General features: G+C 42.6%; 16 protein-coding genes. 13 read left to right on the top strand and 3 right to left on the bottom strand.

The features are described 5' to 3' along the window. Positions 1-112: 112 nt before the first annotated feature. The 6 genes from plsX to ilvA all read left to right on the top strand — a co-directional run bounded on the left by plsX (position 113) and on the right by ilvA (position 7959). Positions 113-1129, top strand: coding sequence for a phosphate acyltransferase PlsX (gene plsX, locus T546_RS0109520; protein WP_026891408.1), 1017 nt, complete (start codon positions 113-115; stop codon positions 1127-1129). Positions 1130-1148: 19 nt separating this feature from the next. Beyond that, positions 1149-1379: an acyl carrier protein gene (gene acpP / locus T546_RS0109515; RefSeq protein WP_024835800.1), complete on the top strand. Its 231-nt coding sequence runs from the start codon at positions 1149-1151 to the stop codon at positions 1377-1379. A 73-nt stretch (positions 1380-1452) separates the two neighbouring features. Next, positions 1453-2148, top strand: coding sequence for a ribonuclease III (rnc, locus tag T546_RS0109510; RefSeq protein ID WP_026891407.1), 696 nt, complete (start codon positions 1453-1455; stop codon positions 2146-2148). A 64-nt stretch (positions 2149-2212) separates the two neighbouring features. Then, positions 2213-5773 carry a chromosome segregation protein SMC gene (gene smc / locus T546_RS0109505; protein WP_026891406.1) on the top strand — a complete coding sequence of 1187 codons (3561 nt, stop codon included), beginning with the start codon at positions 2213-2215 and terminating at the stop codon, positions 5771-5773. A gap of 11 nt (positions 5774-5784) precedes the next feature. Then, on the top strand, positions 5785-6726 hold the full coding sequence (gene ftsY, locus T546_RS25310) for a signal recognition particle-docking protein FtsY (RefSeq protein ID WP_026891405.1): 942 nt from the start codon (positions 5785-5787) through the stop codon (positions 6724-6726). A gap of 3 nt (positions 6727-6729) precedes the next feature. Further along, positions 6730-7959, top strand: coding sequence for a threonine ammonia-lyase (gene ilvA, locus T546_RS25305; protein ID WP_026891404.1), 1230 nt, complete (start codon positions 6730-6732; stop codon positions 7957-7959). Between the two features lie 110 nt (positions 7960-8069). On the opposite strand, the gene T546_RS0109490 is transcribed toward ilvA, so the two are convergent. Both T546_RS0109490 and T546_RS0109485 read right to left on the bottom strand, forming a co-directional pair. Further along, positions 8070-8810, bottom strand: a complete 741-nt coding sequence (locus tag T546_RS0109490) for a LytR/AlgR family response regulator transcription factor (protein ID WP_026891403.1) — start codon at positions 8808-8810, stop codon at positions 8070-8072. 10 nt (positions 8811-8820) lie between these two features. Next, the gene (locus T546_RS0109485; RefSeq protein WP_166429807.1) at positions 8821-9828 is read right to left on the bottom strand and encodes a sensor histidine kinase; all 1008 of its coding nucleotides are present in this window, start codon (positions 9826-9828) and stop codon (positions 8821-8823) included. Positions 9829-10310: 482 nt separating this feature from the next. Here T546_RS0109485 and T546_RS0109480 point away from each other — a divergent pair, with 482 nt between their 5' ends. The 4 genes from T546_RS0109480 (at position 10311) to T546_RS23215 (ending at position 14189) form a co-directional block, all read left to right on the top strand. Then, a complete protein-coding gene (locus T546_RS0109480) occupies positions 10311-10862 on the top strand; it encodes an accessory gene regulator B family protein (RefSeq protein WP_026891401.1) in 552 nt (183 codons plus the stop codon). Positions 10863-10879: 17 nt separating this feature from the next. After that, on the top strand, positions 10880-11020 hold the full coding sequence (locus T546_RS0109475; protein ID WP_026891400.1) for a hypothetical protein: 141 nt from the start codon (positions 10880-10882) through the stop codon (positions 11018-11020). A 350-nt stretch (positions 11021-11370) separates the two neighbouring features. Beyond that, on the top strand, positions 11371-11550 hold the full coding sequence (locus T546_RS0109470; protein WP_026891399.1) for a hypothetical protein: 180 nt from the start codon (positions 11371-11373) through the stop codon (positions 11548-11550). 374 nt (positions 11551-11924) lie between these two features. Further along, positions 11925-14189, top strand: coding sequence for a rhamnogalacturonan lyase family protein (locus T546_RS23215; RefSeq protein ID WP_051629705.1), 2265 nt, complete (start codon positions 11925-11927; stop codon positions 14187-14189). A gap of 115 nt (positions 14190-14304) precedes the next feature. Here the strand turns inward: T546_RS23215 and T546_RS0109460 are convergent, their stop codons facing one another. Further along, complete coding sequence (locus T546_RS0109460) at positions 14305-16047, bottom strand: Rqc2 family fibronectin-binding protein (protein WP_026891398.1); 1743 nt, start codon at positions 16045-16047, stop codon at positions 14305-14307. A gap of 145 nt (positions 16048-16192) precedes the next feature. Here T546_RS0109460 and T546_RS0109455 point away from each other — a divergent pair, with 145 nt between their 5' ends. Genes T546_RS0109455 through rpoZ form a run of 3 tightly spaced genes read left to right on the top strand, consistent with a single transcriptional unit; the run spans position 16193 to position 17986 of the window. After that, positions 16193-17071: a YicC/YloC family endoribonuclease gene (locus tag T546_RS0109455; protein WP_026891397.1), complete on the top strand. Its 879-nt coding sequence runs from the start codon at positions 16193-16195 to the stop codon at positions 17069-17071. A gap of 16 nt (positions 17072-17087) precedes the next feature. Beyond that, complete coding sequence (gene gmk, locus T546_RS0109450) at positions 17088-17708, top strand: guanylate kinase (RefSeq protein ID WP_026891396.1); 621 nt, start codon at positions 17088-17090, stop codon at positions 17706-17708. A gap of 23 nt (positions 17709-17731) precedes the next feature. Further along, positions 17732-17986 (top strand): DNA-directed RNA polymerase subunit omega, encoded by a 255-nt coding sequence (gene rpoZ / locus T546_RS0109445; protein WP_024835814.1) that lies wholly within the window; start codon positions 17732-17734, stop codon positions 17984-17986. The last annotated feature ends 28 nt before the right edge of the window (positions 17987-18014 follow it).

The following is an 18014-nucleotide window of genomic DNA, read 5'->3' as shown; positions in this document are numbered from 1 at the left end:
TTTGTTTTTTCGTTCCTCTTTTAAATTTCTCAATTTATTATTGATTTATAGAATAATATTTAGTATATTATGTAATAGATTATCTAAGGAATTACTTGAAAGGGGAATCATGATGATTAAAGTAGCTGTAGATGCCATGGGTGGAGACTATGCGCCAGCAGAGATGGTAGCAGGTGCTGTGGCGGCTGTGAATGCGAATAAAGGGATCCAGGTTCTCTTAGTAGGGAAAGAGCAGATTGTATCAGAAGAACTTTCAAAGCATCAATATCAGAAAGAACAGATACAGATTGTAAATGCATCAGAGGTAATCGAGACGGAAGAATCTCCGGTTAATGCTATACGAAAGAAGAAAGATTCTTCTATTGTTGTGGGAATGAATCTGGTAAAACAAAAGGAAGCGGATGCATTTGTATCGGCAGGCAGCTCGGGCGCCATCTTAGTTGGCGGTCAGGTAATTGTCGGCCGGATTAAGGGCGTGGAAAGACCGCCGCTCGCTCCGTTAATTCCTACAGAAAAAGGAGTTTCCCTGCTGATTGACTGCGGAGCCAATGTAGATGCCAGATCGTCACATCTGGTACAGTTCGCAAGAATGGGTTCCATTTATATGGAGCACGTTATGGGGATTAAAAACCCCAGAGTAGCCATAGTCAATATCGGCGCAGAAGAGGAAAAGGGAAACGCGCTTGTAAAAGAAACCTTTCCACTGTTAAAAGAATGTGAAGACATCAATTTTACCGGAAGCATTGAAGCAAGGGAGATTCCCCGCGGCGGAGCAGACGTTATTGTCTGTGAAGCATTTGTAGGAAATGTAATCCTAAAGCTTTATGAAGGAGTGGGCGCAACCTTGATCGGCAAGGTGAAAAGCGGTATGATGGGAAGCTTGAGGAGCAAGATAGGAGCTTTGCTAGTAAAGCCCGCTTTGAAGGAAACATTAAAATCATTTGACGCATCCCAATACGGCGGAGCACCGCTTCTGGGACTTAACGGTCTGGTTGTAAAAACCCACGGTAATTCAAAAGCGGTAGAAGTAAAAAACTCCATACTTCAGTGTGTAACCTTCAAAGAACAGGGAATTAATGATAAGATAAGAGAAAGTCTTAAATCAGTGAATGAAGGAAGTAAAGAATAGGAGAGAGGAAGGAAAAGAAATGGAATTTGAGAAGTTACAGAATATTATTGCAGAGGTATTAAATATTGAGCCGGATGAGGTTAACTTGAACTCCACATTTGTGGATGATCTTGGAGCTGACTCCCTTGATGTGTTCCAGATCATTATGGGCATTGAAGAGGAATTTGATATTGAGATTCCAACTGAAGTGGCAGAAAACATTGTTAGTGTCAGCGATGCAGTAGATCAGATCAAGAATGCTTTAAATTAATAGATGTGGGTGCTGCTGGAACCGTAGGGTCTTTTAGCAGCACCTTCTTTCATAATAGGGAAAGAGGGATTATATGAGTAGAAATTTAAAAGAACTGGAGGAACGGATCGGCTACCGTTTTTCAGACAAGCATCTGATGACGCAGGCAATGACTCACAGTTCCTATGCCAACGAGCATCGCTTAAACAAGCTGGAATGCAACGAACGGCTGGAGTTTTTGGGAGATTCTGTGTTAGAATTATTTTCAAGCGACTGCCTGTATCACAAATATCCGGACAGGCCGGAGGGTGATTTAACTAAGGTTCGGGCAAGCATTGTCTGTGAACCCACACTGGCATACTGCGCGGAAGAATTAAAGCTTGGGGAATATCTTCTCTTAGGCAAGGGAGAAGAGGCGACCGGAGGAAGAGGACGGGCTTCCATCGTGTCTGATGCCATGGAAGCATTAATTGGGGCTATTTATCTGGACGGTGGTTTTGCTAATGCAAAAGAGTTCATTTTGCGTTTTATTATGAATGACCTGGAACACAAACAGCTCTTTTATGATAGCAAGACTATCTTGCAGGAGATTGTACAGAGCCAGACAGAGGAACCGCTGACCTACAAGCTTTTACGGGAAGAAGGACCAGACCATAACAAATTATTTGAAGCCCAGGTTCTTATAGGAAATAAGGCCATCGGACAGGGAAGCGGCAGAACCAAAAAGGCAGCGGAGCAGGTAGCGGCCTACCATGGTATTCTTGCACTGAAAAAAGAGAAAGCGCGTTAATGGCGGGTTTTCATGTCCAAAAAACGAAGAAAGGGCAGGCGTTAACAGTCTGTCGGCGTGAACTATGTATTTAAAAAGTATTGAGATACAGGGCTTTAAGTCATTTGCCAATAAAATCGTATTTGATTTCCATAATGGAATTACCGGCATTGTGGGGCCTAATGGGAGCGGAAAAAGCAATGTTGCCGATGCAGTGCGTTGGGTGCTTGGAGAACAGAAGGTAAAACAGCTTCGAAGCTCCAGCATGCAGGACGTAATCTTTTCAGGAACCGAGCAGCGTAAGCCCCAGGGGTTTGCTTATGTTGCCATTACCCTGGATAATTCGGACAAGCATCTTGCCATTGATTATGATCAGGTAACCGTATCCAGAAGAGTTTACCGTTCTGGTGAAAGCGAGTATATGATCAATGGCAGCGCCTGCCGTTTAAAAGACATTAATGAACTGTTCTATGATACTGGAATCGGTAAAGAGGGGTATTCCATTATCGGACAGGGTCAGATTGATAAAATCTTAAGCGGAAAACCAGAGGAACGCCGGGAATTGTTCGATGAAGCGGCTGGTATTGTTAAATTCAAGCGCCGTAAGGCAATCGCACAGAAAAAACTGGAGGATGAAAAACAAAATCTGGTCCGTGTCAATGATATTTTAACGGAGCTAGAAAAGCAGGTGGGTCCTCTTGCCAGACAATCCGAAGCAGCAAAAGAATACCTTCGACTGAAAGAGGAATTAAAAAAATACGATGTGAACCAGTTTTTAATGGAGACTGAGGGACTCAGACTTCAGATAAAAGAAAGTGAAGACAAGGAAAACATCGTAGCCAAAGATTTGGAAGATGCAAAGACGATTTCCGAGGGAATCAAAGAGCAATACGATGCCCTTGATACATACTTAACGGAACTGGATGAGGCCATTAATGCCCTGCGGAATGAAAAAAACAGTTCCAATATGGAGATCAGCGGTCTGGAAGGCCGAATTAACGTATTGAAGGAGCAGATTAATACGGAGCGTATGAACGCAGAGCATATTGCAGGCCGTATTAAAACCATACATACGGAGATCGCTTCCAGGCAGGAACAGGAGGTTTCCTACCAGCAGGCGCGTGCAGATATTGCCAGCCAGGTAAACGCAGCTCTGGAGAAACTAAAGGAAGCGGAAGGGATTCTCACTGCAGAGGATGAAAAAATCCGCTCCTTTGAACAAAAGCTGGACGAAGGCAAAGGCCGTATGATGGATCTTTTAAATGACAAAGGATCCCTGACTGCCAGACAGCAGCGGTATGAAGCCATGCTTGAACAGGTCAATGTCCGCCGTTCCGAAGTATGTCAGAAGCTTTTGAAATTTAAAAGTGACGAATCCGAGCAGGATGAGCTGCTTTTAAATCTGAAAAAAGAAGCAGATGAAATCGATGAGGGAATATCACAGCGGGATGAAGCCCAGTCTTTATGCGAAAGCAGGACAGAGGAGCTGGAAGCCCAGGTCAAACGGCTGAATAAGAACTTAAACGACAAACAGCAGGAGTATCATACCAGCTATACGAAGCTTGAGTCCTTAAGAAACCTTGCAGAACGGTATGAAGGTTATGGCGGAAGCATCCGTAAGGTAATGGAAGTCCGAGACCGGATTAAGGGCATTCACGGCGTTGTGGCAGATTTAATTACAGTGCCGAAACAGTATGAAATTGCCGTTGAGACCGCTCTGGGCGGAAGCATCCAAAATATTGTTACGGATTCAGACCAGACTGCCAAGCAGTTGATTGAATATTTAAAAAAGAACCGGTTCGGCCGGGCTACCTTTTTACCTCTTACAAGTATATCAAGCAAGAATTCCTTTTCCCAGGAAAAGGCTCTTTTAGAACCAGGTGTTCTTGGTCTTGCCAATACTCTGGTGGAAGCAGACAAGCAGTACGAAGGCCTGATGAATTATCTTCTGGGCCGCGTGGTGGTGGTAGACACCATTGACAATGCCATTGCCCTAGCTAAGAAATTCCAGTACTCCCTTCGTATCGTCACCCTGGAAGGAGAGCTTTTAAGTGCAGGCGGTTCCATGACCGGTGGTGCATTTAAAAACACAAGTAACCTTCTTGGACGAAAAAGAGAGATCGAAGAACTGGAAGAACGCTGCACCAAGGCTCTAAGCGATGTGGAACAGCTGGAAAAAGAGCTGGTGATGAATGAAGGTCTTTTAGCGGAAAGCAAGGAAGAGCTGGACCGAATCCGGGGAGAAAAGCAGAGTCTTTATTTAAAACAGAATACCGTTCGCATCAATCTTAAGAGAATCGAAGATAAAAAGACAGAAATCCGGGAATCCTACGGAGATCTGGAACGGGAGAATGTTCAGCTGGAGGCACAGATCCGGGAAATCGGAGGAAGCCAGCAAGAGCTTCTTACTGCGGTGAAAACTCTGGAAAAGCAGAACCGGGATACTGGTGAAGAACTGGAGCTTTTAAATTCCGGTCTGGAAAAGGCTAAGTCAGACAGAGAACAGTTTTACAGAAATTTATCTGCCGTACAGCTTGAAGCCTCAGGTTTAAAACAGAAGGATGATTTTGAGCAGGAGAATATAAAGCGTATCAAAGAAGAGATACGGCGGCTGGAAGAAGAACTTTTGGGACTCACAAACGGTTCCGATGATTCCCAGCTCATTGTAGGGGAAAAGGAAAAAGAGATTGAGCTTTTAAAGGGTCAGATCCATAAAGAAAAGTCCCGTGGGGAAGAATTGGAACAGTCGATTGCGGATAAGGCAGGTAAAAAGGAGTTAAAGTCAAAGGAGCAGAAAGAACTGTTTCGGACCAGGGAAGAGCTCACCGGCCGTATCGGTCTTTTGGATAAGGAACTATTCCGGCTCCAAAGCCAGAAAGAAAAGCTGAATGAACGAATGGAAGGCCACGTAAACTATATGTGGAACGAATATGAACTGACCTTCTCTTCCGCTGAGGCACTAAGGAATCATGAATGGACGTCTCTTCCGGACATTAAGCGGATGATCGCATCTTTAAAGGATGAGATTCGAAAGCTTGGCAATGTCAATGTCAATGCCATTGAAGATTATAAGGAAGTTTCAGAACGATATGAGTTTATGAAGACTCAGCATGATGATCTTGTATCAGCAGAGGGAACTCTGTTAAAGATCATAGATGAGCTGGATTCTGGAATGAGAAAGCAGTTTGAGGAAAAATTCCGGGAAATCCGGGCAGAATTTGATAAGGTATTTAAAGAACTGTTCGGAGGCGGCCGCGGAACCTTAGAGCTGGTGGAAGATGAAGACATCCTGGAAGCAGGAATCCAGATTATCTCCCAGCCGCCAGGAAAGAAGCTTCAGAACATGATGCAGCTTTCTGGTGGGGAAAAGGCGCTGACTGCCATTGCCTTACTGTTTGCCATTCAGAACTTAAAGCCATCCCCATTCTGTCTTTTGGATGAGATTGAGGCGGCACTGGATGATTCTAACGTAGACCGTTTTGCAAAATACCTTCATAAGCTGACGAAATATACGCAGTTCATTGTAATTACACATAGACGTGGTACTATGGTATCTGCGGACCGCCTGTTTGGTATTACCATGCAGGAGAAAGGCGTTTCAACGCTTGTATCAGTAAATCTGATTGAGGAAGATCTAGAAAGTTAAGGAGACCGACTATGAGTGAGAAAAAGGGATTTTTTGGGAAGCTGGTTGCTGGACTTCAAAAGACAAGGGATAACATTATCGCCGGCGTGGATTCCATTTTCAGCGGCTTCTCGGCGATTGATGATGAGTTTTATGAAGAGATTGAAGAAATTCTCATCATGGGAGATCTGGGCATCCAGACCACCATGTCTATTGTTGAAGATCTAAAAAAGAAAGTGAAAGAGAACGGAATTAAAGATCCTTCCGAATGCAAGGAGCTTCTGATGGACAGCATCAGAGAGCAGATGGACCTTGGCGAAAATGCATATGAATTTGAGAACCGCAAATCCGTGCTCCTTGTCATCGGCGTCAATGGAGTAGGGAAAACCACTTCCGTTGGAAAGCTGGCAGGTCAGATGAAGGACGACGGGAAAAAAGTCATTGTTGCAGCCGCTGATACCTTCCGTGCTGCCGCCATTGAACAGCTTACAGAATGGGCCAGAAGAGCCAATGTGGATATCATTGCCCAGCAGGAAGGCTCAGACCCGGCCGCCGTTGTATACGATGCAGTGGCTGCGGCAAAGTCCAGACAGGCAGATATTCTCATCTGTGATACGGCAGGGCGCCTCCATAACAAGAAAAATCTTATGGAGGAGCTTAAGAAAATCAACCGGATCATTGATAAGGAATATCCGGATGCCTACCGGGAAACTCTGGTGGTCTTAGATGGAACCACCGGACAGAATGCACTTGTTCAGGCCAGACAGTTTATGGAGGTTGCCGATATTACTGGAATCATCCTGACTAAACTCGATGGTACTGCAAAAGGAGGAATTGCTGTTGCCATTCAGTCTGAGCTTGGCATTCCTGTAAAATATATTGGTGTTGGGGAGAAAATCGATGACTTACAGAAGTTCAATGCAAACGAGTTTGTGAATGCATTGTTTCACGCAGATGAGAAAGTAGAGGCTTAAAATATGTTGACATTGGAAAAGTTCGAAGAAGCATCAGAAGTCGTAAGTAAGGTAACTCTGGAAACTAAGCTGGTATACAGTGAGTACTTCTCTGCCCAGACCGGGAACAAGGTGTATTTTAAGCCGGAGAATATGCAGTATACCGGAGCCTACAAGGTTCGCGGGGCGTATTATAAGATCAGCACTTTATCGGAGGACGAAAAATCAAGAGGTCTGATTACCGCTTCTGCCGGCAATCATGCCCAGGGTGTCGCCTATGCGGCAAAGTTAGCTGGTATCCCTGCTACGATTGTTATGCCAACTACCACACCTCTTATGAAGGTAAACAGAACAAAAGGGTATGGCGCTGAAGTAATTCTGGAAGGCGATGTTTTTGATGAAGCATGTGATCACGCCTACAAGGTGGCAGAAGAGCGGGGACTCACATTTGTTCACCCATTTAATGATTTGGACATTGCTGCCGGACAGGGAAGCATCGCCATGGAGATTGTCAAAGAGCTTCCAACCGTTGATTATATTCTGGTCCCCATCGGTGGCGGCGGATTGTGCACAGGAGTATCCACTCTTGCCAAGATGTTAAATCCAAAGATTAAGATCATAGGGGTAGAGCCGGCTGGAGCCAACTGTATGCAGGAATCCATACGCCAGGGGAAGGTGGTTTCTCTTCCAAGCATCAACACAATCGCAGATGGTACTGCTGTCAAATGTCCGGGAGATAAGCTTTTTCCCTATATACAGGACAATGTGGATGAAATCATCAGCATAGAAGATTCTGAACTCATCGTTGCATTCCTTGATATGGTTGAAAATCATAAGATGGTAGTGGAGAACTCTGGACTTCTTACGGTTGCGGCATTAAAGCATATGAATGTGGATAATAAGAAAATCGTTTCTATTTTAAGCGGCGGAAATATGGATGTCATTACTATGGCTTCTATTGTTCAGCTGGGATTAATTCAGAGAGACCGTATCTTTACCGTTTCCATTCTCCTTCCGGACAAGCCAGGAGAGCTTGCAAAAGTATCTGCTCTGCTTGCCAAGGAACAGGGCAATGTCATTCGTCTGGAACATAACCAGTTCATCAGCATCAACAGAAACTCTGCGGTAGAGCTTCGCATTACCCTTGAGGCGTTTGGAACGGATCATAAGAATACGATCATGGCAGCGCTGACTTCCCAGGGATATCGTCCAAAGCTGGTGAAATCCAAGGGCACATATAGTGATGGCTGCTAAAGCTGCTTTATATTTATCATATCTATTACGAACATAAAAAGAAAAAGGGTACCCGTTGAAAGTTCCATGAACTTAAAGGGGTACCCTTTTTTACTGTCTAAACTTGCTGTCTAAAGCTGTTTTAAAGCCCTTTGAATCTTACCCAGCATTCGGATGGAAACAGAATACGTTTCTTTGTTATCCATGGTTAAGAGCGCTTCTTCTCTGGAATACTTCACTACGTGCTTCATATTTACGATAGCAGAACGGCTGCATTGACAGAATGCAGGATTTAGAACGGCTATCAGTTCCTTTAAAGACCCTGACATCTGTCGTACCCCGTTTTTCGTATGAATCATGATTTTATGATAATCTTCACTGGTAGTAATGGCTACAATATCGTCCTGGTCAAGAATCAGGGAGGTCTTGTCTACCTTTACTGAGAGCAGGCGGCTTGATGAGTCCAGCTGTGTTTTATAATTGATTTCTGCATTTTTAATGCAGGCACATATCCGGTCAGGAAGTGTTTCTATTTCATCTTTTACTATAAAATCCATGGCTTCCACCTTATACTGGAAGGTGAGAACCGCCATTTCACTGTGTGTGGTGACAAATACAATATATCCCCTTGGATCGTATTTCCGTATCTCCTGAGCCAGTTCAATTCCGTTTTTCTCAGACTGTAAATCAATATCTAAAAAGTACAGGCCGGTAACGGTTGATTTTTTTCTTATCTCAAGCAGTTCGGATGGACTATTTGCAGTGCAGTAAAGCTGAGATTCAGTAGAATTCATCAGCAAATATTTTTCCACCACGCTTTTCCAACGTGTCAATTGCCTGTTATTATCTTCACAAAGATATATATGTATCATTTCTTACTCCTTATAAATTGTTTTTCTTAAGGATTATTTCCTGTGTAAAATAAGGATTTTCGTATGTAGTATTCCAGATGACATTTTCATAGTGATTGAGGATCATCTCCACATTATAAAGGCCCACTCCACGATTTACTCCCTTTGAAGAGATTCCCTGATTGCGCAGCTCCGAGATGGGATGGTCCAGTTCGGGAGAGGAGTTTCTGATGATGATATAAAGATCCTGCTCCTTATAGAACATACAGAAAGCCAATTGTTTATCCTTAGTTTCTGTTGCAGCCTCAATGGCATTATCCAGAAAGATTCCGATGACACGGGAAAGATCCAGGGAATCCATAGGCAGGGCGTCAATGGGTTCCAACAATTCGATCTCTGCTTTAATTCCAATTTCCATGGAATAGATGAATTTAGAGGAAAGGAGGCTTTTTAAAGCAGTATTTTTTACATTTGACAAGGCTCCCAGCTTCGTATCTGATTCCGCAAAGGCATGACTGATAGGAAGAACCTGATCCCCGTAATATTTCATCAGGCCATCCATGTTATTCTCTTCCATATAGCCTGACATAGTACTTAAGATATTCATATAATCATGCTTGAATTTACGCATGATCCCATAAGATTTCTCCAGCCGCTCCGTATAGTGGCGGAGGTTCTCAAATTGGGCCATACGATGTTTATAAGCCTGTTCTCCCGTGGTGGCCCTATAAATGGAATACATGAGATAAACGGTAATCGCAAACAGCAAAAGGAATATAATACCGTTTAACGCAATCACGCCATAATTATACCCTAAGTACTCCCCATAGGAGAAGTTAAAGATATAAAAGAATACCAAAATAAAAAGGTCAATAAATATGGCCTTTAACAAATGAGAATTTGTTAAGTATTGGAATATATTCAGCTTTTTATGGATATACCATCCCAGCAGTTTCGTGGTAATTCCGCAGTATACACTGTAAGTGATAGAAAATATAATGTTCAGCCTGTTATGTGTCAGTAAATCCTGCATGTCCATTTGAAGCAGAAGACCGGCAACCCACATAAAAAGGTAATTGAAAGCGATGGTATAAAGATATCCGAATAAAAAACACGACATATTAAAATAAGGTTCCTTTGCAAAAATAAAAACAAGCAATAAGATCCCTACAAAGGTAATGTATGTACTGGCTTGTCCGTAAATTCTGTTAAATAAAAAAAGACTGCCAAACGCGTACATAAAGATACAAAGTTTTCTGACGTTCGTCATTTTATGGGGCAATAGATGAATGCTTGAAAAATATATGCATATGCCGCCGGTCAAGGTGTAAATTAAGTAAGTCATGATGTTTCCTCTCGTTGGTAAGTATATCCATTTTACCTTGTTGCATATGGAAAGTAAAGAGAATTGTTTCCTTAAAATAGACATCTAACGTTTAAGAAGAAAAATTCAACGAAAATTGCAAAAACATTCACATGTAAAATTTTGTGCTAATATAGCAATATGTGGTGGTGATAATAATGAGTATATCTGGGATTGCTGTCGGATTTTGTAATTGGATGAATAAGATAAGTCCAAAAAGTCAAGACGAAAACAAAGTGATTCAATATGGAATGGAATTATTGCTGGATAATATGATAAAGTTCGCCTTGATTCAATTGATTGGTATTTTTATTGGAAAGGGCTTTGAAACTTTCATTATATTATCATCCTTTTGCGGTCTAAGGCTACAGGCTGGAGGCATTCACGCCAAAACCGGTTTGGGCTGTGGAATCAGCATGGTACTGGTATGGGCAGTTTCTCTGTTGGCAGACAATTGGTTTAATATACATATTTCCGTACTGCCTCTGATATTTGCTGCATCCACATTGGTGATTCTGCTTTGTGTTCCCCGCACCATCAATATTGAATATTTCAGTTCTCAGGACAAATTACAAAAGAAGATATTTTCTTTTGTAGTATTGATTGTTTTGATGGCATTAGCCTCAATCTTTCCGTCAATCAGAGAACTGACTATGATTCCTGTTATTTTGGAAGTATTGACATTACTTCCCCAAAATAAAAAAATATAAAAAGGAGAGTACAAGGGATGAAGAAAACATTGATTGAAAGAGTTCAGAAAGCTTTAGTAAAGGTGTCCTTAAATTCAGTAGGGAGAAGTATACCTGCTGGAATTTATGAAAGAAAAATCCCGGAAGAAGTATTAAAAGCTCGCGATGCAAAAAAATGATTTTAGACAGATTTCAAAAGCGGTAAAAGCAACTATAAGCAAGATGTCCGGTATGAGTATGTAAAAAGGCTAAGGCCAGGGATAATGAAAAAGCTAGATTACTTCAAGCAGTGTGAGTAGCTGTTTGATGAATTAATTTAAATTGCACTGAATAACTAAGGGGGAAATAATGATTTAATTGACAAGGCGTCAATACAATCATTGTTTTATAAGTTGTTCAGTGCAATAGTAGTTATATTCCATGATTTTATGATTGAATATGACAATAGGGTGAATGAGTTAGTAAAAATTGGATAAACGGAATAATTGCTTTGTGTACATGTGGTAAAAGGAATTAGGAGAACGTATTCATGAGAAGGTCTTTGTTTCAGAAGTTTCTCAATTTGGATGAAAAAAAGTCAGCTGCCTCTGCGGAGAAAAGGGTACTCTCTAAACGCAGAAGGAAAATTTTGATTCCAGAGAAATATTATATTGAGGTGATAACCAACGTTCCCGTGAGAAAGGCTGTAGTAGAGCTTTCTGATAATTAAAAGAAAATACTACAGTGTGGGACGATATACGGCAGGTCCAAGGAAGAATGATATATTCTTTCTTGAGACCTGCTTTTTGTATTTTAAGAAGAGAATAGTCACACATTATATGGTCTGGAATAACTGGCTCTCTTTCCAAAGGAAGGCCATGCTGGTATTTATTATGATAACAGGCGATCTATTCCCTGATGTTTAGGGGCCAATATTGGGTCATAACATGATTATTTACAGATATTATAAGTAAATGTTAGAATTATTTCAGGAGATTCCTGAATTTTATTAACAATATTGGAAGGAGGGTTGAACGAGTCAAGGGGGGATACTCCTGTTTCAATTAACAGTAAGGGGATTATTATGAAGATGGAGGAGAAGGAATGTATTTAAGGAGAAGAATAAGAAAAAGCTTTGTTGCATTGACGGGTATTTTAATTATGGTCAGCGGAGTACCAGGGATGACTGCCAATGCAGAAAACATGTTTTCCAAACAAATTTATGGAGGACTGGAAAATACGTCTGACAGGGCACTGACAGCCGTTACGACCAATCAGGGAGCTTTGGTAAGCTGGCGGTATTATCCGGAAGATGGAAGTGGAACAGAGTTTACTCTAAAGCGTAATGGTCTGGAAGTGTATCGTGGGAGCAATACAAATTATTTTGACCGCCAGGGAAGGGCAGGAGACAGATACAATTTAGAGGATAACTCGGGAAGGAATCGTGTTGGTTTAACAACGTCTGCGTGGAAGCAGGAATATTTGGAGCTGACTCTTAAAGCACCTGATCCACAGACCATGCCAGACGGCTCTGTCACAGATTATACGGCCAATGATATGTCTGTGGGGGACTTAAATGGAGACGGACGTTTGGAGCTAATTGTCAAATGGTATCCTGACAATGCTCAGGACAATTCCATTGACGGGTATACGGGAACTACCTTTTTGGATGCCTATGATATTGATACGGGCACAGGAGCCGCTAACCTGATGTGGCGAATTGACTTAGGAGTTAATATTCGTTCAGGAGCCCATTATACCCAGTTCCAGGTTTGGGATTATGACGGCGATGGATGTGCGGAGGTGATGGTAAAGACTGCCGATGGGTCAACCACCTACCAAAATGTAAATGGAAGCTTAAAGGAAACCGGGCACGTGGGTGCTGTCAGTTCAAAAGCACTTCCAACCAATAAAATCAGCGAAAAATATGATTTCCGCAGCTTCAGCGGAAGAATCGGACGGATTGTAAAAGGCGATGAGTACTTAACTGCATTTGACGGCAGGGCAGGAAAAATCATTGATACCACAGCTTATCTTCCTTCCAGAGGAATCTACAATGCCCAAACAGGGATCTGGGATACCTCCATGTGGGGACTGGACAGCAAGGGAAACAAAGAACCTCAGGGATACGCCAACCGGGTGGATCGTTTTCTGGCGGCTACAGCATATCTGGATGGAACAAATCCAAGTGCTGTATTCTGCCGCGGCTATTATGGGAGGACAGCAATTGCTGCATGGGATCTAAAGAATGGGAAGCTGACGAGGAAATGGCTGTTTGATGTGCCTACAGGTGACAAATATGCAGGTCAGGGAAACCACAATCTTTCTATTAATGATGTGGATGGTGATGGAAAGGATGAAATCATCTACGGATCTCTGACGCTTGACCATGACGGAAAGCCCAAATATACCACTGGCCTTGGTCATGGGGATGCCATGCATGTCAGTGACTGGAATGATGACGGAAGACTGGAAGTATTCCAGGTACATGAGGAGAAAAATGCCCAGTATCATGTGGAACTTCACGATGCGGAAACAGGAAAGATTTTATGGGGATATCAGTATGGCAAGGATACGGGACGTGGCGTAGCTGCTGATATCGATCCAAGATATCCTGGTGCAGAAATGTGGGCAGCTGTTAATGCAATTACCTACAATGCCAAAGGAGAGCGGATATATGAGGAGGGCAAAAGGCCAAGCCAGAATTTCTCCATATTCTGGGATGGAGATCTGCTCATGGAATTGTTTGATTCCAATAATTCCACACAGCTGATTCCTCAGGTTCAAAAATGGGATTATGAAAACCAGAAAACAGATGTACTGATCCAGATGAATGGTACTCTTACGAATAATGGAACAAAATCAAACGCCTGTCTTGTAGCGGATATCATAGGAGACTGGAGAGAAGAAGTGATTGTCCGGGATGGACAGGATAAGAATAAGATCAGGATTTACAGTACTCCCATTGAAACCTCCTATCGGGTTCCCTGTCTTTTAACGGACCGGGCTTACAGGGAAGGTGTGGCTTGGCAGAATACGGCGTATAATCAGCCTGCCAATTTAAGCTATTTATTATCCAGCGGAATTAAAGTGCCGGAGATTACTGGGAAACAGCTTAATTCCCAGACTATGGAATTAAACTGGACCGCTGGAAGTGATGGCAAATACGGGCATCAGATTACTGGATACGCAGTTTACCGGGCCGAACCAGGACATAATTTCAGACAGATTGGAACAGTAGGAGAAAGCAACCGGTCTTACCGGGATTCTGGATTGACACAGGGGGTGGAGTACCGCTATCAAGTAGCAGCCATTGTAGATGGAGTTCCTTCCTTTCAATCATTTCCGGTTACAGGAAAAACACAGTAATAGGTTGAATAAGTAACAAAGGAATTTGAAAAAGCCTACAAAGAAGTGGGCGAAAAAATGTGCCGCGTTCAAAGCTATTGATCGGCTATGAGCGCGGCACTATTTATTCGTTTATTTATTGAACTTCCTCCAGGATCAGCTTTGGTTCTGCCACCATGGAGTAATTCGTATGGTAGATGACAAAGCCGGGAGCTGCGCCAGTCACCTTTTTAATCTGTTTTTTCTGGATATAATCCACTTCAACCTTGTCGCCGTCCCTGCCTTTGGAATAATAAGCGGCCAGAGCTCCAGCTTCTTCATAAACCCGGTCCGGCAATTCCTTACCTTCTGATTTTACAATAACATGGGAGCCGGGGATTCCCTTTGCGTGGAACCACCAGTCGTTACCGGTTGCCACCTTGAATGTGAGTTCTTCGTTTTGATAATTATTTTTCCCTACATAGATATGGAAGCCGTCGGATGAGATGTAATGAAACGGCTTGCTGGTCACCTTCGGCTTTTTATCACCAGCACGGCGGTGCTTGACATAGCCATACTCCATCAGCTCTTCTTTAATCTGAACCAGATCTTCTTCTTTCAGAGCAATATCCAAAGCAGCGCTCACGGATTCCAGATGATCAATTTCCTGTCTGGTTTCCTTGATCTGTTCTGTAACAGCTTCAAAGGTACGTTTCAGCTTATTATATTTATCAAAAAACTTTTGTGCATTTTCCTTCGCGGATAACTGGTCATCAAGAGGAATAGTAATCTCTTCGTTGGTGTAGTAGTTTAAACAGGTGAATTTTTTCTCCCCACCGGACAGCTCATATCCATAGGTGTTTAAAAGCTCTCCATATACCTTGTATTTATCTTTTTTCTCTGTATCCTTTAGCTGTTTTTCCTGCAGGTCAAACTTTTTATAGTTTCTCTCCAGTGCTGTCTGGACAATTTTACGAAGGTCCACTGATTTTTGACGAATTCTTGTAATGGTATTTTTAGAAGCATAGTAGCTCTCCAGCAGAGAACTGATGGATTCAAAAGAGACTGCCTCATAGCCGTCACCTTCATAACAGGTCATAGGAAGTGCAGAAAATTCTACAGGCTCATCCTGGCGGTAAATGATATTAGGTGAAAAATTCTCCTGCCTGATATCTTCCATAAGATGAGAGAAGGTCCGGTATAGATGAAGCATCTCCATTTCAGACAGTTCGTTAGCAGAGTGGTCTCCATCAAGAGACGCCAGGTGACAGAGCTCGTGGCCCATAATGGGGCTAAAGCCGGTCAGCTTTAAATACAAGGCTTTTTGTATAGGGGCCGGCGTCGTGCCAATGGTCTTAATAAACTCATCCTGGGTGATGGTGAGAGGGTCTCTTTTCTCTGTGGTCTGGGGGATAAAATAGGTCCTGCCAGGAAGTACCTCCCGCACAGAGCTTACCTGGGCTGATATATGCTTGATGCTGTCTAAAATCATATCTTCCTCATTGCAGAAGATGATATTGCTGTGCTTGCCCATGATTTCAACGATAAGCTTTTTTACACGCTTGTCCCCTAATTCGTCTAAATGTTCAATCTCCAGACACAGGATACGTTCAAGGCCAGGCTGGCTTACACTCAGGATTCGGCCATTTCCAATGTGTTTTCGTAAAAGCATGCAGAAATTAGGCGCGGTCATGGGACTTTGCTTGTTGGATTCTGTAAAATAGACCAGTGGAAGACTGGCGCTGGCGGAGATTAAAAGCCTCCATGTATTTTTCTGATTTTTAATCGTAAACAGCAGTTCGTCTTTTTCCGGCTGGGCGATTTTGGCGATTTTTCCGCCTTCCAGCCGGTTTTTCATTTCTGCTGCGAGATTAGCCATAACAATTCCGTCTAAAGCCATTGTATTATTTCCTCCGGTAAAAGTCTGATTAAAATAAGGATAGTATACCACAAAAACGCTGTTGTGTAAAATTTAAAACCAATTGACTTGTTTTTTAATATGACTTATAATGGTTAATATCTATGGCGAAAGAGAGGCATTTGCAATGATTAAGAGCATGACAGGTTTCGGCAGGTACGAGACCGTCACGGATGAATATAAGATTTCCGTCGAGATGAAAGCTGTAAATCACAGGTATTTGGATTTAAGCGTGAAGATGCCGAAAAAGTTTAATTTCTTTGAAGCAGGAATCAGAAATCTGTTAAAGAATTATATACAGCGGGGTAAGGTTGATGTTTTTATCAGCTACGAGGATTATACAGAGAATAAGCTGTGCTTAAAGTATAACAGTGCTCTGGCCGCTGAATATATGGATTATTTCGCAAAGATGGAGGCAGAGTTCGGAATCCAGAACGATATTAAGGTATCTGCACTGGCTAAATGCCCGGAGGTTCTTACCATGGATGAGGTTCCTGAAGATGAGGACCAGATGTGGAAGCTCCTTTCTGAAACCATTGAGGAGGCTGCAAAGCGTTTTGTGGAAACCAGAATCACCGAAGGTGAGACCTTGAAGAATGACCTTCTTAAAAAGCTTGGACTGATGAACGACCTTCTTGACTTTATTGAGGAACGCTCTCCAAGGATTCTTATGGAATACCGTGCTAAGCTTGAGGACAAGGTAAAAGAACTGCTGGCTGGTGCTTCCATTGATGAAGGAAGGATTGCCACAGAAGTTACGATATTTGCTGATAAAATTTGTGTGGATGAGGAAACCGTTCGGTTAAGAAGCCACATTGATAATACCCGGACAGAGCTGGAGGCTGGGGGAAGTGTAGGAAGGAAACTGGATTTCATCGCACAGGAGATGAACCGGGAAGCCAACACCATTCTTTCCAAGGCCAATGATCTGGAGATCTCTGACAAAGCAATTACATTAAAGACCGAGATTGAAAAGGTCAGAGAGCAGATCCAGAATATTGAATAGGGAGTGTAACAGATTCATGAATGAGCAAGGCATGTTGGCAGTAGTATCCGGTTTTTCAGGGGCTGGAAAAGGAACTCTTATGAAGGAACTCCTGAAGCGGTACGATAATTATGCGCTGTCCATATCTGCTACCACCAGAAACCCAAGAGAAGGGGAAGCTGATGGGAGAGAATATTTTTTTGTAACAGAGGAATCCTTTCGGGACATGATTGAAAAAGATGCCCTGATTGAATATGCCCAGTATGTAAAACATTTTTACGGAACTCCCAAGGAATATGTTTTAAATCAGATGAAACAGGGCAAGGATGTAATTCTGGAAATTGAAATACAGGGAGCACTTAAAATCAAAGAACGTTTTCCTGAGACTATTTTGATTTTTGTTATGCCGCCAAACGCAGAGGAATTAAAGCGCAGGCTGATCGGACGGGGCACGGAGAGCATGGAAGTAATCAACGCCAGGCTGAAACGGGCTGCAGAAGAAGCAGAGGGAATGGAAGCTTATGACTATATCCTCATCAATGACAAAATTGAAACCTGCGTGGAAGCAATGCACCAGATGATACAGGTCCAGCATAACCGGGCATCCAATAACATGGCATTTTTATCCCACATTCGGGAAGAATTAAAGAATATATAGTTGACTTAGAAAGGGGAACAAAGATGTTACATCCATCTTATTCAGATTTGATTAATGTAGTAAACAGTGAGGTTGAACCAGGAGATGCTCCTGTTGTCCAGAGCCGTTATTCTATCGTGATTGCAGCTGCGAAAAGAGCAAGACAGATCATTGGTGGTTCTGAGCCTTCCGTACCGGGATACGGTAAAAAACCGCTTTCTGTTGCCGTAGAAGAGCTGTATGAAGGCCAAGTAAAGATTTTGAGCGAAGCGGACGCAACAGAAGAAGACGATAATTAAGAAGAAGGCCGTCTCCCTTTTGGTAGAT

Source organism: [Clostridium] aerotolerans DSM 5434 (assembly GCF_000687555.1).
GTDB classification, from domain to species: domain Bacteria; phylum Bacillota; class Clostridia; order Lachnospirales; family Lachnospiraceae; genus Lacrimispora; species Lacrimispora aerotolerans.
This window is presented reverse-complemented; position numbering and strand designations above follow the sequence as displayed.